The 23,173-nt window shown below is 69.8% G+C and carries 15 protein-coding genes; 7 read left to right on the top strand and 8 right to left on the bottom strand.

The features are described from left to right. Nucleotides 1-23: 23 nt before the first annotated feature. The 3 genes from ACSMXX_RS29965 to ACSMXX_RS29955 all read right to left on the bottom strand — a co-directional run bounded on the left by ACSMXX_RS29965 (nucleotide 24) and on the right by ACSMXX_RS29955 (nucleotide 3,494). Complete coding sequence (locus ACSMXX_RS29965) at nucleotides 24-794, bottom strand: 2,3-dihydro-2,3-dihydroxybenzoate dehydrogenase (protein ID WP_473181784.1); 771 nt, start codon at nucleotides 792-794, stop codon at nucleotides 24-26. Between the two features lie 64 nt (nucleotides 795-858). Further along, on the bottom strand, nucleotides 859-2,031 hold the full coding sequence (locus tag ACSMXX_RS29960; RefSeq protein ID WP_473185037.1) for a 3-deoxy-7-phosphoheptulonate synthase: 1,173 nt from the start codon (nucleotides 2,029-2,031) through the stop codon (nucleotides 859-861). 176 nt (nucleotides 2,032-2,207) lie between these two features. Next, nucleotides 2,208-3,494 carry an IS701 family transposase gene (locus ACSMXX_RS29955; protein WP_473181783.1) on the bottom strand — a complete coding sequence of 429 codons (1,287 nt, stop codon included), beginning with the start codon at nucleotides 3,492-3,494 and terminating at the stop codon, nucleotides 2,208-2,210. Between the two features lie 302 nt (nucleotides 3,495-3,796). Between ACSMXX_RS29955 and ispH the strand changes: the two genes are divergently transcribed. The 5 genes from ispH (at nucleotide 3,797) to ACSMXX_RS29930 (ending at nucleotide 11,948) form a co-directional block, all read left to right on the top strand. Beyond that, nucleotides 3,797-4,747, top strand: coding sequence for a 4-hydroxy-3-methylbut-2-enyl diphosphate reductase (gene ispH, locus ACSMXX_RS29950; RefSeq protein ID WP_473181782.1), 951 nt, complete (start codon nucleotides 3,797-3,799; stop codon nucleotides 4,745-4,747). Between the two features lie 29 nt (nucleotides 4,748-4,776). Continuing rightward, nucleotides 4,777-5,820 carry a polyprenyl synthetase family protein gene (locus tag ACSMXX_RS29945; RefSeq protein WP_473181781.1) on the top strand — a complete coding sequence of 348 codons (1,044 nt, stop codon included), beginning with the start codon at nucleotides 4,777-4,779 and terminating at the stop codon, nucleotides 5,818-5,820. Nucleotides 5,821-5,902: 82 nt separating this feature from the next. Beyond that, nucleotides 5,903-7,753, top strand: a complete 1,851-nt coding sequence (locus tag ACSMXX_RS29940; protein ID WP_473185036.1) for a 1-deoxy-D-xylulose-5-phosphate synthase — start codon at nucleotides 5,903-5,905, stop codon at nucleotides 7,751-7,753. After that, entirely contained in the window at nucleotides 7,750-8,922 is a 1,173-nt protein-coding gene (ispG, locus tag ACSMXX_RS29935) for a flavodoxin-dependent (E)-4-hydroxy-3-methylbut-2-enyl-diphosphate synthase (protein ID WP_473181780.1), read from the top strand. Before ACSMXX_RS29940 ends, ispG begins: the two co-directional genes overlap by 4 nt. Before the next feature lie 581 nt (nucleotides 8,923-9,503). After that, nucleotides 9,504-11,948 carry an ATP-binding protein gene (locus ACSMXX_RS29930; protein ID WP_473181779.1) on the top strand — a complete coding sequence of 815 codons (2,445 nt, stop codon included), beginning with the start codon at nucleotides 9,504-9,506 and terminating at the stop codon, nucleotides 11,946-11,948. A gap of 125 nt (nucleotides 11,949-12,073) precedes the next feature. On the opposite strand, the gene ACSMXX_RS29925 is transcribed toward ACSMXX_RS29930, so the two are convergent. The 5 genes from ACSMXX_RS29925 to ACSMXX_RS29905 all read right to left on the bottom strand — a co-directional run bounded on the left by ACSMXX_RS29925 (nucleotide 12,074) and on the right by ACSMXX_RS29905 (nucleotide 20,402). Further along, the gene (locus ACSMXX_RS29925; RefSeq protein ID WP_473181778.1) at nucleotides 12,074-13,036 is read right to left on the bottom strand and encodes a UbiA family prenyltransferase; all 963 of its coding nucleotides are present in this window, start codon (nucleotides 13,034-13,036) and stop codon (nucleotides 12,074-12,076) included. 42 nt (nucleotides 13,037-13,078) lie between these two features. Beyond that, complete coding sequence (locus tag ACSMXX_RS29920; RefSeq protein WP_473185035.1) at nucleotides 13,079-14,407, bottom strand: NDP-hexose 2,3-dehydratase family protein; 1,329 nt, start codon at nucleotides 14,405-14,407, stop codon at nucleotides 13,079-13,081. A 145-nt stretch (nucleotides 14,408-14,552) separates the two neighbouring features. Then, nucleotides 14,553-15,626, bottom strand: a complete 1,074-nt coding sequence (gene rfbB, locus ACSMXX_RS29915; protein WP_473181777.1) for a dTDP-glucose 4,6-dehydratase — start codon at nucleotides 15,624-15,626, stop codon at nucleotides 14,553-14,555. Continuing rightward, nucleotides 15,623-16,690, bottom strand: a complete 1,068-nt coding sequence (locus tag ACSMXX_RS29910) for a glucose-1-phosphate thymidylyltransferase (RefSeq protein WP_473181776.1) — start codon at nucleotides 16,688-16,690, stop codon at nucleotides 15,623-15,625. Before ACSMXX_RS29910 ends, rfbB begins: the two co-directional genes overlap by 4 nt. A 397-nt stretch (nucleotides 16,691-17,087) precedes the next feature. Continuing rightward, a complete protein-coding gene (locus ACSMXX_RS29905) occupies nucleotides 17,088-20,402 on the bottom strand; it encodes a BTAD domain-containing putative transcriptional regulator (RefSeq protein ID WP_473181775.1) in 3,315 nt (1,104 codons plus the stop codon). Nucleotides 20,403-20,575: 173 nt separating this feature from the next. On the opposite strand from ACSMXX_RS29905, the gene ACSMXX_RS29900 reads away from it, so the two are divergent. Beyond that, a complete protein-coding gene (locus ACSMXX_RS29900; RefSeq protein WP_473181774.1) occupies nucleotides 20,576-21,154 on the top strand; it encodes an NADPH-dependent FMN reductase in 579 nt (192 codons plus the stop codon). Between the two features lie 171 nt (nucleotides 21,155-21,325). Beyond that, nucleotides 21,326-22,945 (top strand): MFS transporter, encoded by a 1,620-nt coding sequence (locus ACSMXX_RS29895; RefSeq protein ID WP_473181773.1) that lies wholly within the window; start codon nucleotides 21,326-21,328, stop codon nucleotides 22,943-22,945. Nucleotides 22,946-23,173: the final 228 nt, after the last annotated feature.

The raw sequence follows: 23,173 nt of genomic DNA, 5'->3' as shown, positions 1-23,173 counted from the left end.
GTTCGCGGCTGCGGACACGCGCGTCAGACGCCGAGCGTCGCTCCGCCGTCCACCGTGAGCGTGTGCATGGTGATGTGGGAGGCGCGGTCGGAGAGCAGGAAGACGACGGCGTCCGCGACTTCGGAGGGTTCGGCGACCTTCTCCAGCGGAATCCCGAGGCGGTACGCGGCGGGCGAGCCCTCGAGCGTCCTGCGCGGCCCGGTCTCGTCGTGCCACATCGACCTGAGCATCGGGGTGTCGGTGGAGCCCGGCGCCACGACGTTGCACCGTATGCCGTGCCGTGCGACCTCCAGCCCGAGGCACTTGGTGAACATCGTCGCCGCGGCTTTGGAGGCCGAGTAGGCGGCCATGTCCATGCGGGCCGTGTCCGCGGCGTTGGACGCGACGGTGACGACGGCACCGCGGGCGCGGGCCGTCATCTTCCGTACGACCGTCCGGGACACGAGGAAGGCGCCGAGGGCGTTGACGTCGAACGTCGCCTTCCAGTCGTCCTCGGTCAATTCGACGGCCCGGCCGAGCCGGAGGACGCCTGCCGCGTTGACGAGGTAGTCCAGCGGCCCCAGTTGGTCCTCGACGGCGTCCACCGCGGAGGCCACTTCGGTGCCGGAGGTGACGTCGGCGGCGAAAGGCAGCACGGTCTGCCCGTCCGCCGCCAGCTTCTCCGTGGTCTCGCGCAGGGCGTCCGCGTCACGGTCGACGGCCGCGACCTTCACTCCGCGCCGCCCGAGCTCTCCGGCCACCGCGGCGCCGATGCCTCCGGCCGCGCCGGTCACGAGTGCGGTCCTGTCCTTCATCTGCTGGATCTCCTTCCGAAACGGGCGGGTACGCGGGGTGTTCCGGCGTCCGCCGCCGTGCCCGTCAGCCCTGCCACGAGGCCACCACCGACATCGCCTGTTCGGGGTTGAGGCGCGGATCGCAGAGGCTCGTGTACTTCTTGGCGACCTCGCCGGCGTACGACTCGTTCAGCACGCACTCGGTCACCTCGTCAGGCGTGGTCTCCAGGTGCAGTCCGCCCGCCACCCCGCCCGAGGAGCGCACCGCCATCTGGAACTGCTGGATCTCCTGTACGACGGTCTCCACGAAGCGGGTCTTGAGCCCGGCACGCGTGACGACCGTGTTGCCGTGCATGGGATCGGTGAGCCAGACGACGGGGTGTCCGGCGGCGCGCACCGCCTCGACGAGCGCGGGAAGCTGCCCGGCGACGGCGCCGGCGCCCATGCGCGCGATGAGGCTGAGCCGGCCCGCTTCGCGGCCGGGGTCGAGACGCTCGCACAGGGCGAGGAGTTCGGCGGGCCGCACGCCCGGACCGACCTTGCAGGCCAGCGGGTTGACGACACCTGCGAGAAGAGCGACGTGGGCGCCGTCGAGCTGTCTGGTCCGCTCCCCGATCCAGGGAAGGTGGGTGGATCCGAGGAGCACCTCGCGGTCCGCGGTCCGGCGGAGCATGGGGACCTCGTAGTCGAGCAGGAGCGCCTCGTGGCTGGTCCACACGCGGGTGTCGACCTCCGGCGCAGGGCACGCGCCCCGCCACCCCAGCTGTGTCATCGCCGCCGCGGCGGCGCGGTATCCGTCCAGGATGCGCGTGGGGTCCGGGCGCCTCAACGCGGCGTCCGGCTCGGGGCTGTTGACCATGTGGCCGCGGTATACGGGAAGCCGGACGCCGCCGGTCATCTCGGTCGCCGCCGACCTGGGCTTGGTGAACTGGCCGGCGATACGCCCGATTCGCAGTACGGGGGTGTGGGTGGCCATCTTCAGCGTGCCTGCCAGTACGTCCAGCAGGCCGGCCTTCCTGGCGACGTATCCGGTGGTGCAGTCTGCCGGGTCCTCGGCGCAGTCACCGGCCCACACCACATGCGCGGCGCCGGCCGCGACCTGCGCCAGCAGCGCCCGCAGCCGGTGCACGTCCTCGGCGCAGACGAGCGCGTCCTCGTCCGCCAGCCGGGCGCGTACCGTCGTGAGCAGCGGATGGCCGCTCCAGTCGGGCTGCTGAAGAGCCGTTCTGGAGCGGATGTCCAGCAGATCGTTGACCACTGACTCCTCCACGTCCGAGATGAACAAGAGGCGCGGGATGCGCCGGAGACTCGCCCTGCCTTGCCGCTGCCGTCGCGGAACCGCCGAGGAGGCGTCCGGTGCGTGCCGGCGCGTCCCGTTCCCGCGTCCCTGCCGGCCCGGCCGCGCACGCGCACCGCGGCCGTACCTCCCGTGGTTCAGGAGGCGTGCGGCCTGTCTCTGCCTGGCGCCGCCGACAGGACGGCGACCGTGTGTGCGGCCGAGGCGAGGGTGACGTGGCGGTGCCAGCCGCTGTATGAGCGGCCGACGTAGTCCCGGATGCCTACCTGCGAGGTGATCTCGTCGAAGTCCCGGTCGACGCGGCGGGAGAAGCTGCTCAGGTGTGGTACGGCCGCGCTGCGGGAGCGTGGCAGGTCCGTCAGCCACAGTTCCGACGGCCAGCGCCGGTCGCCCTCGCCGACCCCGACGAGCAGGAAGCTGCCGTCGTCGCGGGCCGCCGCCGGCCGTGCGCCGGGCGGCCGCACCCGTACGGCCGTGATCAGGCTGGTACAGCGGCGCGGATGCGGCCGCGGCCCGGGCTCCCGCCACATCACGGGCCGGCGCATGTTCCTGGCGGCACGCATGATCTGCGCGGCGGGCAGCATGTTTGCGCCGTGCCCGGTCAGTGCGGGGTCGGTCACCGTGAGGCGGAGCTCGCCCGGGACTCTGACGACCGACGGGATGCCTTCCGCGTGCAGGCCGTTGGCGGTGGCCAGCGGGTCGGCCTCACCGATGTCGACGACAACGGGCCGGGCCGGTATCCGCCAGTCCTTCAGCATCTCCCGGCATGCCGTGAGAACACAGTCGCTGAGGGTCTCCGGCTCGACCTCGCACGGGATGGACGCCTGGTTGCGGCGCAGCCCGTCCTTGATCCACGTCTGCGGCAGGTGCAGGCGCCAGTTCAGCGGTGCGCTCATGCTGTCCGAGACGGCCCAGACCCCTATCGCACGCTGTGCGTTGAGCGCCTGGCCCTCGGCGTGCGAGAAGTACCTGCTGACGCCTACCGAGTGCTGCCCGACCTTCGGGATGATCATGGGGCGGGCGACCCACGCCTGCGGCGGTGCCGTGTCGATGAGATGGGACGCCATCGCCTGCCGCACGAGCGTCCAGTCCCAGGTGGAGCTGCAGATGAAGTGGTGCAGGCTCTGCCCGGTGCCGCTCCCGCCGATCAGGGCGGCCATGTTGCGTATCGACTTGCGGCCGCGGGTGGACAGCAGGCCCCGTATGTAGTCCATGCCTTTGCGGCGCTGGTCGCTGCGTCGCAGGGAACGGAACAGCGCGGTGCACAGCTCGTCGAGCTCGGCCTCGAACTCGCCGGTCTCCACGGGCGGCCCGCCCTGGCCCTGCTCCGGCACGTTCCCCACGGGGCCGACCCGGGATACGGGCAGCTGTGCCGCCGTCACTACCGGCGCTTCAGCGGTCAACGGCTGGCTGACAGTGCTCATGTGGAGTCCTCCGGTCAGGTGCACCCGCGGGGCATGCACTCGGCAGAGTGATCTGCTGCGGCAGCGATCTTCGCCGGATTACACATTAGAAATCCCGCTTTCCAAATTTGAATAACAATGCGATGGCAAGGTTCAGCGGTTGGGCCTGTCACGGCACATGACTACTTCGTGTCGGCAGCCAATTCGGGAGTTGACCGGGAGACGACTCGAAGGTCACTGTCTAGTACCGGCGATCAAAGGCAAGTCGGCAGGGGTGCCACTGCCCGTGGCACTGAACCTAGGCTTTGAGAAGCGGAGCTGAGATGGGGCTCAACAAGAAAGTGCTCCTCGCGGAACCCCGTAGTTTCTGCGCAGGAGTGCGACGGGCCATTTCGATTATCGAGCTCGCTCTGGAGCGCTATGGCGCCCCCATTTATGTACGCAAGGAAATCGTCCACAACCACTACGTCGTAGGGCTGCTGGCCCGGCGCGGAGTGCGATTCGTCGACTCCGAGGAAGAGGTGCCGGAGGGAGCGGTCTGCGTTTTCTCCGCGCACGGAGTGGCACCTCAGGTCCGCCAGAACGCCGAAGTGCGACAGCTCGACGTGATCGACGCGACCTGCCCGCTGGTGTCCAAGGTGCACCAGGAGGCCAGGCGATTCGCCCGTGAGGAGCGCACGTTGCTGCTGGTCGGGCACGAGGGCCACGAAGAGGTCGAGGGTACGTACGGGCACGCGCCGGACCGTACGGTGATCGTCGAGACCGTCGAGGACGCCGAGCGGCTGGACCTTCCGGCCGACGCGCCGGTCGCCTACCTGACGCAGACCACGCTGTCGGTCGACGAGACCAAGGACATCATCGAGGTCCTTCGCCGGCGGTTCAGCGACCTGCGCGGGCCCGGCACCGACGACATCTGTTATGCGAGCCAGAACAGGCAGGACGCCGTCAAGGCCGTCGTGTCCCGCAGCGATCTCGTCCTCGTGGTCGGTTCCCGTAATTCCAGCAATTCCCTCCGCATGGTCGAGGTGTCCGAAAGGCTCGGCACTCCCGCCCATCTCGTCCCGGACGTCACCGAATTCGACGAGAGCTGGATCGAGGGCGTGAACACCGTGGGAGTGAGTGCGGGAGCCAGCGCGCCGGAGATTCTGGTCGAGCAACTGCTGGACCGGCTCGCGGAGTTCGGCTTCTCCGACATCGAGATCGAGCAGGTCGCACAGGAGGACGTCGTCTTCCACCCGCCGGCGCGGCTCACCGACCCGGCGCCGGCCGGCTGACTCAACCACGGAAGGAGAGGAAGGCCGACATGGACGTGGACACTCCCCCGGTCTCCGCCGCGCGGCGCAGGCGTCTGGAGGTGATCCGGCGGACCGAGAGGCGGCTCAGCGGTTTCCTGGCCTCGGAACGCGAGAAGTGGGCCGGCGTGAACAGCCGTGGCGCCGTGCCGGTGGACGCCGTTACCGGCCTGGTCGAGGCGGGCGGCAAGCGGCTGCGTCCGGCGTTCTGCGTCACCGGTTTCCTCGCCGCCGGCGGCGACGCCGGCGATCAGTCGATCGTGGACTGCGCTGCCGGCGTCGAGCTGATCCACACCGGTGCCCTCATCCACGACGACGTGCTGGACGCGTCCGAACTGCGGCGCGGCAGCCCGGCGGTGCACACCCGCAACGCCGCGGTGCACGGCGAACGCGGATGGCTCGGCGAGTCCCGCCGCTACGGCGAGGGCGTCGCCATCGTCTCCGGCGCGCTCGCGGGCATCTACGCCGAACGTCTCACCCGGAACCTGCCCGCGGAAGCCGCCGGCATCTGGGGCGAGATGCTCACCGAGATCCAGATCGGCCAGTACCTGGACCTCGCCGTCGCGGCCGAGGGCGTGGCCGAGCCCGAACTGTCCCGCTGGATCGCGATATGCAAGTCCGGCCGCTACAGCATCCACCGCCCGCTGCTGCTGGGCGCCGCAGTCGCCGGACGGCACGATCTCGGGCCGGTCTTCGAGGAGTACGGGGAGGCGCTGGGCGAGGCGTTCCAGCTGCGTGACGACCTCATCGGCACCTTCGGCGACAGCGCCGCGGCGGGCAAGCCGGTGGGCCTGGACCTGGAACAGCACAAGATGACGCTGCTGCTCGCCGAGGCGGCACAGCGCGACGAACGCGTACACAAACTGATCTCGACGAGCCGGTGGGACACCGCCGAACTCCTCGACCGGCTGGGCGAGCACAAAGACCGGATCGAGCAGCGCATCACCGCTCTCGTGGAGCGGGCCCGGCAGGCCGCCGGGACGGCGGAGCTGGACGCGGCGTGGCGGACCGAACTCGTCGAGATGGCCCACGAAGTCGCTTACCGGAACCGCTGAGGAGACCGAAGATGTCCGAGACATTCCGCGCCCAGGGGCGGCGTCCGCTCAGGGCCGGCTCCCGAGTGAGCGGGTGATGGCGATGTCGCTGCTGGAGAGCGTGCGAAGCCCTGAACGGCTGCGGGAGCTGAACACCGAGCAACTGGAGGAACTCGCGGGAGAGATCCGCGAGTTCCTGATCGAGAAGGTGACCGGCTCCGGCGGTCACCTCGGTCCCAATCTGGGCGTGGTGGAGCTGACGATCGCGCTCCACAGCGTGTTCGACTCGCCGCAGGACCGGCTGCTGTGGGACACCGGTCACCAGTCGTACGTGCACAAGATCCTCACCGGCCGCACCACGGGCTTCGACCGGCTCCGCAAGAGCGGTGGTCTCTCCGGTTATCCCAGCGCCGCCGAGTCCGAGCACGATCTGGTGGAGAACTCGCACGCGTCCACCGCACTTTCGTACGCGGACGGGCTCGCACGCGCCAACGCCCACCACGGCCAGGACGAGCGCTCGGTCGTCGCGGTGATCGGCGACGGCGCGATGACCGGCGGGATGGCCTGGGAGGCGCTGAACAACATCGCCGGAGGCCCGGACCGCCGGCTGATCGTCGTACTCAACGACAACCAGCGCTCCTACGCCCCGACCCAGGGCGGATTCGCCGACCACCTCGGCGTGCTGCGGCAGGGCGAACGCCCGGGACAGGGACTGTTCGAGCAGCTCGGACTCGCCTACACGGGCCCCGTTGACGGGCACGATGTGGCCGCCGTGCAGGACGAGCTGCGCCGGGCACGTGACCGGGGAGGTCCCGTCGTCGTACACGTCGTCACGGAGAAGGGGCGCGGTTTCCCGCACACCGAGAACAACGATCTGGACCGGGGGCATGCCATCAAGCCCATGAACCCCGTCACCGGGGAGGCGCTGGGCAAGTCCTCGGGTCCGTCGTTCACTTCGGTCTTCGGCAGCGAGATCGTCCGTATCGCCGAGGCCCGGCCGGACGTCGTCGCGGTCACCGCGGCGATGCTGGAGCCGACCGGACTGCTTCCGATGAAGGAGCGCTTCCCCGACCGCGTCGTGGACGTCGGCATCGCCGAGCAGCACGCCGTGACCATGGCGGCGGGCCTGTCCATCGGCGGCGTCCACCCCGTCGTCGCCATCTACTCGACGTTCGTCAACCGGGCCTTCGACCAGCTCCTGATGGACGTGGCCCTGCACCGCAGGGCGGTGACGTTCGTACTCGACCGCTCCGGCGTCACCGGCGACGACGGGCCGAGCCACAACGGCATGTGGGACATGTCCGTGCTGCAGGTGGTGCCGGGGCTTCGGATCGCGGCACCACGCGACGGCGCACGGCTGGCCGAGCTGCTCACGGAGGCCGTCGGCTGGGAGGAGGGCCCCAGCCTGGTGCGCTTCCCGAAGGGGCCGACGGGCGAAGACCTGCCCGCCAAGGCGACGTTCGCGGGAATCGACGTGCTGCACCGCGAGGGTCCGCTGGACGTGCTGATCGTCTCGGTCGGCGCGCTCGCGGGCATGGCCCTGGGCGTCGCGGAGGTCGTACGGGCACAGGGCATCGGCGCCACCGTGGTGGACCCGCGCTGGGTGACGCCCGTCAACCCTGCGCTCGGCGACATGGCGCGCCGTCACCGGCTGGTGATCACGGTCGAGGACAACAGCCGTACGAGCGGCGTGGGTTCGAACCTCGCGCAGTTCCTGCGTGACGCGAGCGTGAGCACGCCGCTGCGCGAGTTCGGCATCCCCCGGCGCTTCCTCGACCACGGGAGCAGGGCAGAGGTGCTCTCCGGCTGCGGGCTGACCGCGCAGGACATCGCACGTGCGGTGGTGGAGGAGATCAGCGGTCCGCAGACGTCACCGGAAGGCGTCCCGGCCGACGACCTGAGTCACGAGATGCTCCGCCTCATGGAGCAGGGCACTGGGAGGGAGACACGGTGACGACCGTAGGGCTGGGGATACCGAAGCTCCGGGAGGAGCCGCCGGAGCCGGCTGAGATCGCCCCGCGGCGCAGGACCCGTCAGATCATGGTGGGTCAGGTGCCGGTGGGCGGTGACGCGCCGGTGTCGGTGCAGTCGATGACGACGACGCTCACCGCGGACGTGAACGCCACGCTGCAGCAGATCGCCGAACTGACCGCGTCCGGCTGCGAGATCGTACGGGTGGCAGTGCCGTCCGCGGACGACGCGGAGGCCCTGCCGGCCATCGCGAAGAAGTCGCAGATACCGGTGATCGCCGACATCCACTTCCAGCCCAAGTACGTCTTCGCCGCGATCGACGCGGGCTGCGCCGCGGTGCGGGTCAACCCCGGCAACATCAAGAAGTTCGACGACCGCGTCGGGGACATCGCCAAGGAGGCCGCGAACGCGGGCATTCCGATCCGGATCGGCGTCAACGCGGGGTCGCTGGACAAGCGGCTCCTCGAGAAACACGGAAGGGTCACCCCGGAGGCGCTGGTCGAGTCGGCGCTGTGGGAGTGCTCCCTGTTCGAGGAGCACGGGTTCCGCGACATCAAGATCTCGGTGAAGCACAACGACCCCGTGGTGATGATCGCCGCGTACCGGCAGCTCGCCGCTCAGTGCGACTATCCGCTGCACCTCGGTGTGACCGAGGCCGGGCCGTCGTTCCAGGGAACGGTCAAGTCCTCGGTCGCCTTCGGCGCGCTGCTGGCCGAGGGGATCGGCGACACGATCCGGGTGTCGCTGTCCTCCCCGCCGGTCGAGGAGGTCAAGGTCGGCAACCAGATCCTCGAGTCCCTCGGGCTGCGGCAGCGCGGACTGGACATCGTCTCCTGCCCGTCCTGCGGGAGGGCACAGGTGGACGTGCACACGCTCGCGGAGAAGGTCACAGCAGCTCTGGAGGGGTTCCCGGTGCCCCTGCGAGTGGCCGTGATGGGCTGCGTGGTCAACGGTCCGGGCGAGGCCCGTGAGGCCGACCTCGGAGTCGCGTCCGGCAACGGCAAGGGCCAGATCTTCGTCAAGGGCGAGGTCATCAAGACGGTGCCGGAGTCGAAGATCGTCGAGACCCTGGTGGAGGAGGCCATGAGGATCGCCGAGGAGCGTGAGGAGGCCGCCGGGGGCGAGCCGGGGGCCGTGGTCCTCACGCCCTGACGCAACGCTGCGCGTGCGCGGCGGAGTCCGCGGCCCGTCCCCTGGGGGCGGGCCGCGGATTTCGTATGTCCGTACGGCACGCGTGGCGTCCGCACCGGACGTGTTGTGTCCCCGCGGCACGTGTTGTGCCTCCATGCCACGTGCGGCTCTCCTCGCGCGGCTCATTCCCGTCCGCACGGAGAGTCCGGTTTTCCGGTCTTTCACCGGTTTTTTCTGGCCTGCGGCGCCGCTTGCGAAGCCATGCCCGGGCTGAATGGCAAGTGCCGTCAGAAAGTTCACGCCACTACGGACTCGGGCTCGCCGGAGGGCTACGTCAAGTGCGTTGACGTGCCCGGCTGTTTGGCGCGGATGACACTGATCCCTTTCCCCGTGGAGGGGGTACCTCCGCCTGTGGTGTCGAGGTACCGTGACGCCGTGACCTGACTGTGTCGCACGCATACTCGGAGAGGGGTTCAAGATCCATATTTACGGGGGCCATGCCAGAGTTGGCTGTGAAGGTACAGCCCTGTGGATTCGGTGGCTGCTCCCCAAACGAAAGGCCTGTGGAGCGTTGGGATTTACTGCCATCGAAGGGACTGTTCATGTCGTCAACCCGACAGCAGACTCCGGCTGAAAAGCCAGCGGTCGGTGAGCCCGATGACGTCGACATTTCTTCATTCGCACTCGTCGACCGCGAGTCGGAGTTCGCCGACCTCCGCCGTCTGCTCCTTACACCCGATGTCCGTATCCTCACCGTCACCGGCGCGGTCGGGGTGGGAAAAAGCCGCCTCGCGGAAAGTGTTTTCAGAGAGGTTTCCAAGGAATTCGAGCACGGCGGCGGTTTCCTGGAACTCAACGAGGTCCGCTTAGATCCGGACCTGCCCGCGCTGCTCGCCGGCATGCTCGGGTTCGACCTGCCCGGCTCCGGATCACTTCCCGCGGAGCAGCACCTGCTCGGGCGCCTGCGTGACAAGCAGTTCCTGCTCGTGCTCGACGGCTGCGACCGGCTGCGTGAGCAACTCGCCCCTCTCGTCGCCCGGTTGGTCAAGGGCTGCCCCCGCCTGTCCGTGCTGGTCACGGGCCCGGAGCGGCTCGGCGTGTACGGCGAGATCCTGCTGCGACTGGACCCGCTCGGGCTCCCCTCCCCCGAGCGCTCCGAAGATCTTCCGACGATGCAGCAGATTCCGTCCGTACGGCTGTTCGTCCAACGGACACGCATGGTTCGCCCCAACTTCGCGCTGACCAACGAGAATCTCGACGCGGTGGCGCGGCTGTGCATACGGACCGACGGTATTCCGCTTGCCATCGAACTCGCCGCGGCACGGATGAAGTTGCTGTCACCCCAGAGGCTCCTCGCCGAACTGGACAAGGACTTGGACAGCCTCTCCGGGACGGAATTCGACACGCTGTCCAGACACCGCGGAATGCGGCAGGCCATCGAGCGGAGCCTGAGCGGGCTGGGAGAAGAAGAACGGTCGTTCTTGGGCCGGTTGGCCATGTTCGGCAAGGAGTTCGACGCGGCGGCCGCAGTGGGCATGTCTCCGATCGGCCCCGGAGAGACACAGCAGTTGCTGGAAAGGCTGGTCGACAAGAACCTCCTGCGCACCACGGAATGCCCCGACGGAGACCTCATCATCACGATGCTCGGTCTCACGCGGCAGTATCTGCTGGAACGCCTGGGAGAACAGGAGGATTCCAAGGGGATACGCTCGGACCACGCCCGGTACTTTCTCTCGATGACCAGGTCGGCGGAGGAAGCCCTGCGTGGTCCGGAACAGACGCGCTGGCTGGGTCAATTGGACCACTGGCATCTCGATATAACCACCGCGCTGCGCTATTTCGCGGAAATCGGGGACGGCACGAGTCTCGTGACGATCACCACCGCTTTACGGCTCTACTGGCAGGCACGCGGAAGCGCACGGGACGGAATTCACTGGCTGCACCAGGGCCTTGAAGCCGCGGCCTCCGGGCGCCTGCCGGCGGATGCGGCCACCGACGCTGCGGGCACCGGGGCTGCGGAAACCGTGGCGGCGGACCCGGGCGTCATCGCCGGTGCCGAGCTGGTGATGGCCGAACTGCTGCTGTGCACCGGGGAGTTGTCGTCCTGCGAGGACTGGCTGACCAGGGCACGCTCCCGGTACCAGGAGCTCGGCGACCATGCGGGGATCGCAGCCTGCCTGCGGGTGTACGGGCAGGTCGCCTTCCACAGGGGTGATCTGGCGGAAGCGGAACGCCGGTTCGGCGAGTGCGCGGACATGCGGCTCCCCGACGACGCCGGCGAACGGGGCGAGGCGCTGCGCGGTCTCGCCGAGTGCCACAGGCTCTCGGGCGATCTCCAATCCGCCAGGGCGGTGGCCGAGGAGGCCCTCGCGGTCTTCCGGCGCACGCGGGACTCGCGGAACGTCGCGCTGACCAACATCGTGCGTGCCGACGTCGCCTTCGGGTCCGGTGATCAGGACACGGCCATCGAGCTGTACCAGTCCGCGATGCTCCAGATCGCCGAGCTCGGGCACCTCCTGGGGTGCGCGCTCGCGCTGGAGAAGTTCGCCGTCCTGCTGACCCGCAGCCGCTCCCGCCCCACGGAGACCTGGCGCCGGGCGGCGAAGGCCTTCGGCACGGCGGCCGCGATACGTGCCACCACCGGGTGCACCGCCCCCGCGTCCAGGAAGATGGAGATCGAGTCCGTGACGGCCAACACCCGCGTGCGCCTCGGCGACCAGGAGGCCGAGGAACTGGCGGCGGTCGGCGCGGGGATGGAGCCGGAAGTGGCCATCACAGCGGTCCTGACTCCGCTGGAGTGCGCGGGACTCACCCCCGAGTGGGAAGGGCCCGGGCACCCCCTGACGCCGCGCGAGCTGGAAGTCGCCCATCTCGTGGCCAGCGGCCTGACGAACCGTGAGATCGCCCGCCGGCTGGGCATCGCGGAGTGGACGGCCGTCAACCACCTGCGGAAGATCATGCGCAAGCTCGCCTGCTCCTCACGTGTGCAGGTGGCCAGCTGGATGGCCAAGCGGGCCGAGGACGCCGTGGAGAGCGGCGCCGAGTAGGGCCTCGGAGCCAGGGGAAGTACGCGGAGCCCGGGGCGAGGGCATCGGGCCGCCCCGGGCTCCGCTGTCGGTGGTTCCCTCCCCCGCGCGCCGGACGGCAGAACGGGGGCCGCGGACGTCGCCGGTCAGAAACCGAAGTGCAGCAGGTTGAAGGCGAGGACGCAGGCCACGGTCGTACGGAACGCCACCACTCCCCTGCTCCGTGCGAGCAGGGCCTGGCCGCCCAGCAGATACGCGCCGTACTGCTTGAGGCGTACGGCCATGAACGGGGCGAGCACGAGGGCGAACCACCACGGAATCCACCCCAGCACCGAGGGGCCGACGATCACGAGCAGATTGAGCGCGGTGAGGATGCCAAGGAAGATCTTGTTGCCGCGGTCGGAGGTGAGCACGGCGACGGTGCGCCTGCCCACGGCGCCGTCACCGCCGGCGTCGTTGGTGTTGGAGTAGCCGGCTATCAGGAGCTGGCCGAACCCGAACAGCAGGGCCTCGACCAGGACGAGTGCCGGCAGGCCGCCGGCGATGATGCCGTACGGTGCGAGCACGAACGCAGCGGCGGAGTAGAGCAGCAGCACCTCGCCGAGCGCCACGTAGCTGAGCTTGAGGCCCCAGGAGTACTGCACGCTGAAGACCAGCAGCGCAGCTGCGACGACGATCGCCCAGGTGGGGGTGTGCGGCGCCTGTGTGATCGCGACGGCCCACCAGACGGCCCCCCAGGCCCATGCCGCGTAGCCGAAGAGCAGGGCATGGCGCACCGGCAGCTCGCCGGTCAGGAGCGGCTTCCGCTTCAGCGGGCGGAGTTCCGTGTTGTCCTCGGAGAGGTAATTGGCGCTGTCGCTGCCGTCCTTGATGCCCATCACGTCGTCAAGCGTCATGACGGCGGAGAGCACACCGACCTTCCCCAGGGCGAAAAGCAGAAACGTCAGCAGGACGTGACCGTCGAAGCGGGATTCCGCATCCAGCGCGGTCCACACAATGAGGAGCGCAAGGAAGAAATCGATTACGAACTGGAACTTGACGAGCCTGGCGAAGAGGCCGATCTTCAGGCGGAACCCTTGCTTCGGTGAAACGTCAGTACCGGCTGCCATATTGATGTCCTTACAATCGGAGCTTGTGGTCGGCCTCGTCGTTCACAGGGCCACCGCGTCCGTGTTGAGGCATGCCAGAAGGCTGCGCGCCTGCACGTTGACGTAGTGGCCGTGCTTGACCAGTGCGTTCAACTGCCCGGCGGTGACCCAGAGATAGCCCCGTGGCGGCGTCGCCGGGGCGTCCGTCCCGTCGGCGTCGACGAACATGTAGCGGCTCTCCGCCTGGTGGAAGCGCCCTCCCTCCTCGCAGTGCACCGCCTCGTAGCGGACGCGCTCACGGGGGGCCCGAAGCACCAGATCGAGGAACGCGGGGCGCTCCGCATCGCTGAGGTGGGCGTAGTTCTCCGGTGTGTACTGCACGGTCGGCCCGAGCTCGACCGTGTCGAGGAATCCCGCCTCGGCACGTGCATGGGCCAGCAGATGGGGCACGCCGCCGAAGCGGCGCGTCACGAACGCGGTGACCCCGGTGGCGACGGGCTCCAGCAGCGGCTGCGTCCAGCTGGTGACCTCACGGCTGTCGGCCTGTACCGCGACGGCCATCACCCGGAAGTACCGCTCCGGCACGTGCTCGATGGAGGATTCGCCACGCACCCATCCGGTCACCCCGGCCAACGGGACGCTCTGCACGCGCACTTCGTGCCGCGAGCGCTCCGCGGTGATCCTTGAGAGCAGCTCGGTGTCCGGGTGCAGCGCACGCTCTCCGGCGGACGGGAGCGGCACGCACGCCAGCACGGTGCGGGCGTCCATGTTCACGACGTTGTCCCGGCGCAGCAGTTCGCCGAGCTGTCCCAGGGTGAGCCAGCAGAAGTTGTCTTCCAGCGGCACCTCGCCCCGCGCCTCGACGATCATGTTGCGGTTGGACTTCCTCAGGAACCACGAGCCGTGCTCGGACTGGAGCACGTCGGCGAGCACACGCCCGCGCGCGGGGTCGGTGAAGTACTCCAGGTACTTCACGTCCGCGCCCTTGTGCACCTTGGTGTAGTTGCTGCGGGTGGCCTGCACGGTCGGCGAGAGCTGGAGCAGGTTGGGATTGCCCGGCTCCATCTTGGCCTGCATCAGGAAGTGCGGCACTCCGTCGAACTGCCTGACGAGGATGCCGAGGACGCCGACCTCGGGCTGATTGATGATGGGCTGTTCCCATTCGCCGTGCGGGCCCTCGCCAAGGCGTACGCGCACACCTTCGACGGAGAAGAATCTGCCGCTGCGGTGCACCAGGTTGCCGCTCTCCCGCTCGAACGACCAGCCGTCCAGGTCGGCGAAGGGAATGCGGTCGACCCTGAATCTGCTCCGTGCGGCGAGCCCGGCCAGCCAGCCGGCGACATCCCGCGTGGGAAGGCCCCGTCCCTGGGTCGTACGGGCGGAGCGCGCCATGGCGAGGCCGGCGTCCGGGTCATCGCGGGGGCGCAGCAGGGGTGTTCCGGGCCGTGCTTCGGCGACGGGCCCTGCTTCGGCTCCGGGCCGGGCCGCCGCGTCCGCGGGACTCGTCGCGCCCGCCGGATCCGTTGCGCCCGCCGTCCTAGCGGAGTTCGGCGGCATGGCTCTCCTCCCGCTTCTCGTGGCTCTGCGCCAGGACCGCGCGGTGGGTGGCCGGAGTGTCCACGGGCGCCGCGGCATCCGCGTCCGGCCGGCGCTTGACCGCCTTCCACCAGCCCGGGTTGTCGCGGTACCAGGCGACCGTCTCCACCAGGCCGCGCTCCAGTGACACACCCGGTTCGTAGCCGAGTTCGTCACGGATCTTGGTGTCGTCCAGCGAGTACCGGTCGTCGTGGCCCAGCCGGTCGGCGACCCGGACGATCGCGGAGGGGGAAGCGCCGCACAGCTCGATCAGACGTTCCGCGATGGCGAGATTGGGCCGCTCGTCGCCCCCGCCGACGTTGTAGACCTCGCCGGGACGCCCGTCCAGCAGGATCTTGTGGATGGCGCGGCAGTGGTCGTCCACGTGCAGCCACTCGCGGACGTTGTGGCCGTCCCCGTAGAGCGGGACCTGCTTGCCCTCCAGCAGGTTGGTGATGAAGAGCGGGACCAGCTTCTCGGTGTGCTGGTACGGGCCGTAGTTGTTGGAGCAGCGGCTGACGGAGACGTTCAGCCCGTGTGTGCGCCAGTACGAGCGGACCAGCATGTCGGCGCCGGCTTTGGACGCCGCGTAGGGGGAGTTCGGGGCGATCGGAGAGGACTCCGTCCAGGAGCCCTCGGGTATCGACCCGTACACCTCGTCGGTGGAGATGTGCACGAACCGCTCCAGCCCGCGGTGCAGTGCGGCGTCCAGCAGCACCTGGGTGCCGAGCACGTTCGTACGGAAGAAGTCGCCGGGGGCCGCGATCGAGCGGTCCACGTGGGACTCCGCCGCGAAGTGCACGACGGCGTCATGACCGGGCAGCAGCTCGTGGACCAGTGCCGGGTCGCAGATGTCGCCGTGCACGAACTCCAGCCCCCGCGCGCCGGTCGGCAGGTTCTCGCGGTTGCCGGAGTACGTCAGTTTGTCCAGCACAGTCACCTGCACGCCCTCGGCGTCCGGCCGGCCACCGCCGAGCAGGGTGCGTACATAGTGCGAGCCGATGAATCCGGCTCCTCCGGTCACCAGGATTCTCATGTCGCGACCTCCACCTTGGAATCGTCACCGACGATGAGGCGGTGCCGGGGTGCGGAACCGGCGGCCGAACCCACGGACGCCGACCTGCCGATCAACGAGCCGCTCAGGCCCCGCAGTCCGCGGACCGTCGACCGGTCCAGCACGATCGAGTCCTCGATGCCGGTGCCGCTCAGGCCGCAGTGTCTGCCGATGGAGGTGTACCTGCCGATGTGGCTGTCCTCCACCACGCTGCCCGCGCCGATGATCGCGGGGCCTTCGATCGTGGAACGCACGACGCGTGCTCCCGCCTCGACGGTCACCGGGCCGGTGACCGTGCTCTCCGCGTCGACATGGCCGGTGCTGTGCGGGCGCAGTGCGTCCAGCAGGCGGCGGTTGCACTCGAGTACGCCGTCGGCGTTCCCCGTGTCCTGCCAGTAGCCGGCGTACTCGCTCGCCGTGACCCGCTCGCCCTCGGCGACGAGCCAGGCGATGGCGTCGGTGATCTCCAGTTCGCCACGGGCGCTCGGTGAGATGGCCGCGACCGCCTCGTGGACGGCGGGAGTGAAGCAGTAGACGCCGACGAGGGCGAGGTCGCTGGCCGGCTCCTCGGGTTTCTCCGCCAGCGCCCGCACGGCGCCGTGTTCGTCGATCTCGGCGACACCGTAGGCGCTGGGGTCGGGGACCTTCTGCACGACGATGTGCGCGGCCGGGCGCTGCGCGGTGAAGGCGGCGGTGACGTCCCCGATTCCCTCCGGCAGCATGTTGTCGCCGAGATACATCAGGAAGTCGTCGTCGCCGAGGAAGCCGCTCGCGACCATGACGCAGTGCGCGAGTCCGAGCGGCTCTGCCTGGTGGATGTAGGTGATGCGGGCGCCGAAGCGGTCGCCGTCCCCGATGGCCTCGCTGATCTTGCCGGCCTGGTCTCCGACGATGACGCCGATCTCGGTGATGCCCGTTTCCGTGATGTTGTTCAGGACGTGTTCGAGCACCGCTTTGCCGGCGATCGGCACGAGTTGCTTCGGCGAGGAATGGGTGAGAGGCCGGAGCCGGGTTCCTGATCCTCCGGATAAAACTAGAGCCTTCACGATTTCCTCTCGGACTGCCCTCTGGCCGGTGATCCGCCGGTATGCACGACCCGTTGTACGGCAGAAATGGGCTGTGATTCCGCTGTCCGGCTCCGTATTCATTACCGCGCACACGCCCGCCGGGTGCTCTTGCGAACCTGGAAGCCGTCGTACCAGGTGAGAAGCACCGTCTTCGCTGGGCTCAGGAGAACGGGAGCACGCCGGTCCGGCCTGCACATCCGGTATTCCACGAGTCGGCGAAGCGATGACGAACGCTTTGTGTCGACTGTCACGAATTTACTGCGAGCAATCTATCCGCGGAGTTGCGGCAGCCGTGCGGCCCGGGCGCTGAGTCTGTCAGGTCATCACGGACCTGACAGACTCTCGCGGTGAATGCGCGAGTCCGCGGCGCGTGCTTTCAGTGACGGACCGCCCGGACCGCCCGGTCCACCCGTTCCGCCGGGTCCCCGCGTTCGGCCGGGTCCGGCATCGACGGATCGTTCACGACCCCGTCGGGCGTGGCCGCACGTCCACGGGCGGACTCGGCCTCGAACTCCGCCTCTCCCAGGGCGCTTACGGCGAGGACCGTGACGCGGTCGACGTCGAACCTCTCGCCCGCCGGCAGTGGCGCGGCCACCGACTCGCGCGCCGCCGCGGCCGCGCCCAGCAGCCGTGCGGCGTGCCCGTGGTGCCCGGCGAGTGCCCGCGCCCCGGCGAGGCCCTCCAGCGCCAGCGCGACCGCCCGCGGGTCCCCGGTGGTCCGGGCAGTGGCGTAGCCGTCGAGCTGAAGGCCGAGGGCGGCCTGGCTCCGGCCGCGGTGCTCTGCGATGAATCCCAGCTCGGCGAGGATCAGCGGGGGCGCGCCGGGCTCGTAGCCCATCTGCCGGTGCAGATCGAGGACGCTGTGCATGTGCGCCTCGGCCCGGTCCAGTTCGCCTTCCCTGCGTGCGCCGAGGCCGAGCCCGATCTCGGCGAACTGTTCCCCGAACCGGTCCGACTGCTCGATCGCGAGCCGCCTCGCACGCTCGTGGAACTCCCGTGCCTGGCCGAGGTCTCCGGTCAGCAGCGCCGTGCGGCCCAGGCCCGACAGCTTGAAGGAGACCTCGGGCCACAGCCCCAGGTCCTCGGCCATCCGCAGCCCGTCCCGGTAGAGCTGCCCCGCGTGATCGTAGTCACCCACGATCTCGGCGAGGGTCGCCAGCGGTGCCATGGCCTGCAACTGGCCCCACTGGTCTCCGAGTTCGCGGAAGAGTTCGAGGCTGCGTTCGCCGTCCCGCCGCAGCGCGCTGAAGTCTCCGCGCAGCTTGGCCTGGAAGCTGCGGCTGCTGAGGGCGGCGGCGATGCCCCAGCGGTCGCCGAGTGAACGGAACGCCGTCAGGGCACGGTTGACGAGTTCGGTGCCGGGTGCCGGATCGCCGATGCCGTACAGGTTCGAGCCGAGGAACCACTCCATGCGGGCCTGAGTGCCGGGCTCGTCGAGGTCTTCGTACGGCTGGAGCGCCGCGCGGTACTCCGCCGAGTGGTCGGCGCTGCCCCCCAGTTGAAGCCTCGTCGAGCCGAGCGCCGCCGTGGCCGCAGCCACCTGGGACGGATCGGCCGGGCCGCCGGTGGACAGCGCCATGGTGAGGGAGCGCTGCGCTTCGCTGATGCGGCCCCGCAGATGCCAGTACCACATCAGTGCGTTCGCGAGACGCAGCGCACGGCCCGCGTCGCCCAGCCGTGCCGAATTCTCCAGCGCCGTACGGAGGTTGGCGGCTTCGGAGTCCAGCAGCCGCAGCGACTCGCGCTGTCCGTGGCCGCGGAGATGGGGATCGGCCCGTTCGGCGAGTCCGGTGAAGTAGTCGCTGTGCCTGCGCTGGAAGTCCTCGGCCTCGGCGGCCTCCGCGAGGCGTTCGGCGCAATAGGCGGCGACGGACTCCAGCAGCCGGTAGCGCGGCCCCGTACGGCTTTCGGTCATCACGACGAGGGAGCAGTCCACGAGCCTGGCGAGCAGGCCGAGCACGGACGCGGGGTCCAAGTCGTCCCCGGCGCAGATCTCTTCGGCCGCCGCGAGGGAGGCTCCGTCGGAGTGGACGGCAAGCCTCCGCAGGACTGCCTGTTCCTGTTCGCCGAGGAGCTCCCAGCTCCAGTCGATGACGGCACGCAGAGTCCTCTGGCGTGCCGGGGCTCCGCGTGTGCCGACGGCCAGCACTCGGAAGCGGTCGTCGAGCCGCGCCACCAACTCGTGCACGCCCAGGGCACGTACGCGCGTGGCGGCCATCTCCAGAGCGAGGGGGATGCCGTCGAGGCGCCGGCACACCGCCGCGACCGCGGCGACGTTGCTCTCGTCCAGTACGAAACTCGGTGCCGCCGCGGTGGCACGTGCCACGAACAGCTCGACCGCGCTGAATCCGCAGACCTCCTCGGCGCTGACGCCCTCGCTGTGCGCGGGCGTACGCAGCGGAGGCACCGCCTGGAGATGCTCGCCCGTAATGCCGAGCGGCTCCTGACTCGTCGCCAGGATTCGCAGCTGCGGTGCGGCCTTCAGCAGCGCCTCGGCCAGCTCGGCGACCGGCTCGATCACATGCTCGCAGTTGTCCAGCACCAGCAGTGCCGGCTCGTCACCCAGCGCCCGTACGACGCGCTCGGTCACCGACGGCGGTCTGCCACCCGGGCCGGGCGAGGTCGTGGTGTCCTCGCGCACGCCGAGGACGGCGCCGACGATCTCGTGCACCTCGGCCGCCGCCGTGGCCGGCGACGGTTCGAGTGAGGCGAACTCGGCGAGCCGTACGCCTCCGGGAAACGCCTCGCCGGCCTGTGCCGCGGTGGCCAGGGCGAGTTGGGTCTTTCCGACGCCGCCCGCCCCGGTGAGCGTCAGCAGCCGGTTGGCCCCCAGCAGCGTACGCAGATCGCTGAGCGCCTCGGTCCGTCCGATCAGGTCGGTGAGCGCGGTCGGTACGTTCGACGGCCGGCGCGCGGCGCTGGTGGCGGGTGTGGGCACGGGTGTGAGCGACGGGTCCTGGGTGAGGATCGCCTGGTGCAGCGCGGCGAGTTCGGGACCGGGATCGACGCCCAGATCGTCCGCCAGATGTCCGCGCAGATCGGCGTAGCTGCTCAGCGCGGCGCCCTGACGGCCGGCCAGATAGAGGGCACGGATGTGGGCGGTGCGCAGCCTCTCCCGCAGCGGGTGCGCCGCGACCAGGTCGCCGAGTTCGTCCGCGAGGAGCGTGTGCTCCCCCAACTCCAGGCGTGCCTCGGCCTGTTCTTCCAGCGCGGTCAGGCGCTGCTCCTCCAGCCGTGTCGTGACCGGGCGGGTGAACTCCTCGTCGGCGAAGTCGGCGAAGGCCGGGCCGCGCCACACCGCGAGAGCGTCGGCGAGGAGGGCGGCACGCGCTCCCGGGTCGCCGGCCTTGCGTGCCGATGCCGCGAGCCCGTGGAACCGGTCCGCGTCCAGGGCGTCGGGGGCGGCCCGCAGCTGGTAGCCGCGCGAGGCTGACACCACCAGATCCCTGCCGCCCGGCTCGGCGTCCTCCAGGACGCGCCTCAGCTGCCACACCTTGCTCTGCAGCACACCGCTGGGGTTGTTCGGCAGCTTCCCGCCCCACAGGTCCTCGATCAGCGTGTCCGCCGTGACCGGCCTGCCCTGGTGGGCGAGGAGGTCGGCGAGCAGTGCGCGGACCTTGAGCTCGGGAACCCTGACAGGCCGGCCGTCCTCCGTCCACACCCCCAGCGGGCCAAGCACCCCGAAACGCATGCGGTCACGGTAACCCAACGCGCGTTCGCGGTCACCGGCGGCAGCGGATCCCGGGTGCTCACGGACGTACGGGAGCACTCCGGGAGCGACCGAGAGCAGACCGGGACCGGACCGGGAGCGGCTGGGAGAAGAGTGACGGACTGAAGGACTTCGAGCGGACGACGGGAGACGGAATGAGCGAAGAGAAGCTGCGCGTGGCCGTCATCATCGGCAGCACGCGGACCGGCCGCTTCGGGCCCGTCGCGGCCGACTGGATCGCCGCGGAGGCGTCCAAGCGCGGCGACCTGGACGTCGATGTGATCGATCTCGCCAAGGCGTGGCTGCCCGACGTGCTCGGCGACGGCGGTCCCCCGCCCCAGGCGGTCGCCGATCTCGCACCGTGGCTGGAGTCGGCGGACGCGTTCGTCATGGTCACGCCCGAGTACAACCACAGCTTTCCCGCCTCCCTCAAGAACGCCGTCGACTGGTACGTCGAGGAGTGGAAGGCCAAGCCCGTCGGCTTCGTCTCGTACGGAGCCATCGCGGGCGGCCTGCGGTCGGTCGCGCATCTGCGCGAGGTGCTCCCGTCGATGCACGCCGTCACCGTCAGGGACTCCGTCTCCTTCCACGACTACTGGGAGCAGTTCGACGAGGAGGGGCAGCCGCGAGATCCCGAAGGGTGCAGCGCCGCGGCCAAGCTGATGCTCGACCAGTTGTCCTGGTGGGGGCATCTGCTGCGGGACGCGCGCACGGCGCGCCCCTACCCCGGCTGAGCCCACGCCCGACACCCGTAAACCCACACCCAAACCCACACCCACACCCACACCGCGATCAAGTACGGCCCGTGCGTGCCCCGTACGCCCACGCGAGGCATGCGGCGCATCCGGTCCGCCGCGGTCCACGACACGCATCCATGCACCGGCACACATCACGGAAGGACTGCCATGTCATCGAAGGCCCCCGCGGCCGACGGCCCGAAGGCCGGTACACGGGAGTGGACCGGGCTCGCAGTGCTGGCCCTGCCGACACTGCTGCTCGCGCTCGACCAGAGCGTGCTCTTCCTCGCGTTGCCGCACCTCGCCGAGTCGCTCAACCCCACCGGCACGCAGACGTTGTGGATCATGGACATCTACGGGTTCATGATCGCCGGCTTCCTGGTCACGATGGGCACCCTCGGCGACCGTATCGGGCGCCGCAGGCTGCTGATGATCGGCGCGTTCGTCGTCGGTCTCGCCTCCCTGGCCGCCGCGTACGCCTCCAGCTCCGAAATGCTCATCCTCACCCGGGCGTTGCTCGGTGTCGCCGCGGCGACGCTCATGCCCTCGACGCTCGCTCTCATCAGCAACATGTTCCAGGACGAGCATCAGCGCGGCCGGGCCATCGCCGTGTGGGCGAGCTGCTTCATGGCGGGCACGGCGCTCGGCCCGGTGATCGGCGGCGTGCTGCTCGAATTCTTCTGGTGGGGCTCGGTGTTCCTACTGGGTGTGCCCGTCATGCTGATCCTGCTGGTCGCAGCGCCGATGCTGCTCCCGGAGTACAAGGATCCCGACGGCGGCAAGCTGGACCTGCTGAGCGTCGCCCTGTCGCTGGCGGCGATCCTGCCGGTCATCTACGGGCTCAAGGACATCGCGCGGCACGGCTGGCAGCCCGTGTACCTCGGAGTGATCGCGGTCGGCGTGGTGTTCGGCGTGCTGTTCGTGGCGCGCCAGCGCCGGCTCACCCATCCGCTGCTGGACATCAGGCTCTTCCGGCACGGCGCCTTCACCGCGGCCCTGCTGATCCTGATGCTCACCATGGCCACCATGGGCGGCAGTTACCTGTTCATCACCGGCTTCCTGCAGATGGTCGAGGGTCTCTCGCCCGTGGAGGCCGGCCTGTGGATGGTGCCCTCCGCGCTCGCCTCGATCGTCTCCGCGATGGTGGCGCCCTCCCTGGCGAAGCGGATGCCGATGGGCATCGTCATCGGCGCGGGCCTCGGCATCAGCACCGTCGGGTACGCGCTCATCACGCTCGTGGATCCCGTGGGCGGACTGCCGCTGCTGGTCGCCGGTTTCGTGCTTGCCTTCTTCGGCACGGGTCCCATCGGGGCGCTGGGCACCAACCTCGTCGTGGGCTCCGCACCCCCTGAGAAGGGCGGCTCGGCGGCGTCGCTGTCGGAGACGAGCGGTGAGTTCGGGGTCTCGCTGGGCGTCGCCGCCTTCGGCAGCCTGGGCACGGCCGTCTACCGCAACGAACTGGCCCTGCCCGCGGGCACTTCCGAGGACGCCGCCGAGGCGAGCCGTAACGGCGCCGAGGGTGCCGTGGCCGCCGCGGAGCAGCTCTCCGGCAAGGCCGGCTCGGAGCTGCTCACCGCTGCGCGCGACGCGTACACAAGCGGTCTCAACACGATCGGCGTGGTGTGCGCGGTTCTCATCGCCGTGACCGCGTGCATCGCGGTCACGACCCTCCGCCGGGTCGGCGCGGGGGACTCCGGGGACTCCGGAGCCGGCGAGGAGGCCGGGGACAAGGACGGCGGCGGAGGCAAGTCCTCCGAGACCGCGGAGGGTTCACTCTCCGGCACGTGAACCAGCCGCCGGTGCACCGCCCCCGCTCGGATTCGGTGCACCGGCGTGCCTCCCGGCCCTCCGCGACTCCCCCCTCGCGGAGGGCCGGCGTCATCCGTGGCCGCCGCGATCCGTGATCCGGGCCCGGACGACGGCAGTTCGCCGCCTCTGCCCGTGAACCTGACATAGGGCCGGGACTCCCGTTGAGGCGGATCACGCGGTGAAACAGACTCGCCACGAGGATGCTCC

It is taken from the genome of Streptomyces sp. DSM 116795 (assembly GCF_055792905.1).
Note: the sequence above shows the minus strand (reverse complement) of the source record. Positions and strands in the feature narration are given on the sequence as shown.

Excerpts from the sequence above, each read along its gene's own strand:
- ACSMXX_RS29895 (WP_473181773.1), top strand. The coding sequence starts at position 21,326 with ATGTCATCGAAGGCCCCCGCGGCCGACGGCCCGAAGGCCGGTACACGG.
- rfbB (WP_473181777.1), bottom strand. The coding sequence starts at position 15,626 with ATGAGAATCCTGGTGACCGGAGGAGCCGGATTCATCGGCTCGCACTAT.
- ACSMXX_RS29900 (WP_473181774.1), top strand. The coding sequence starts at position 20,576 with ATGAGCGAAGAGAAGCTGCGCGTGGCCGTCATCATCGGCAGCACGCGG.
- ACSMXX_RS29955 (WP_473181783.1), bottom strand. The coding sequence starts at position 3,494 with ATGAGCACTGTCAGCCAGCCGTTGACCGCTGAAGCGCCGGTAGTGACG.
- ACSMXX_RS29930 (WP_473181779.1), top strand. The coding sequence starts at position 9,504 with ATGTCGTCAACCCGACAGCAGACTCCGGCTGAAAAGCCAGCGGTCGGT.
- ispH (WP_473181782.1), top strand. The coding sequence starts at position 3,797 with ATGGGGCTCAACAAGAAAGTGCTCCTCGCGGAACCCCGTAGTTTCTGC.
- ACSMXX_RS29905 (WP_473181775.1), bottom strand. The coding sequence starts at position 20,402 with ATGCGTTTCGGGGTGCTTGGCCCGCTGGGGGTGTGGACGGAGGACGGC.
- ACSMXX_RS29925 (WP_473181778.1), bottom strand. The coding sequence starts at position 13,036 with ATGGCAGCCGGTACTGACGTTTCACCGAAGCAAGGGTTCCGCCTGAAG.
- ACSMXX_RS29945 (WP_473181781.1), top strand. The coding sequence starts at position 4,777 with ATGGACGTGGACACTCCCCCGGTCTCCGCCGCGCGGCGCAGGCGTCTG.
- ACSMXX_RS29940 (WP_473185036.1), top strand. The coding sequence starts at position 5,903 with ATGTCGCTGCTGGAGAGCGTGCGAAGCCCTGAACGGCTGCGGGAGCTG.
- ACSMXX_RS29965 (WP_473181784.1), bottom strand. The coding sequence starts at position 794 with ATGAAGGACAGGACCGCACTCGTGACCGGCGCGGCCGGAGGCATCGGC.
- ACSMXX_RS29920 (WP_473185035.1), bottom strand. The coding sequence starts at position 14,407 with ATGGCGCGCTCCGCCCGTACGACCCAGGGACGGGGCCTTCCCACGCGG.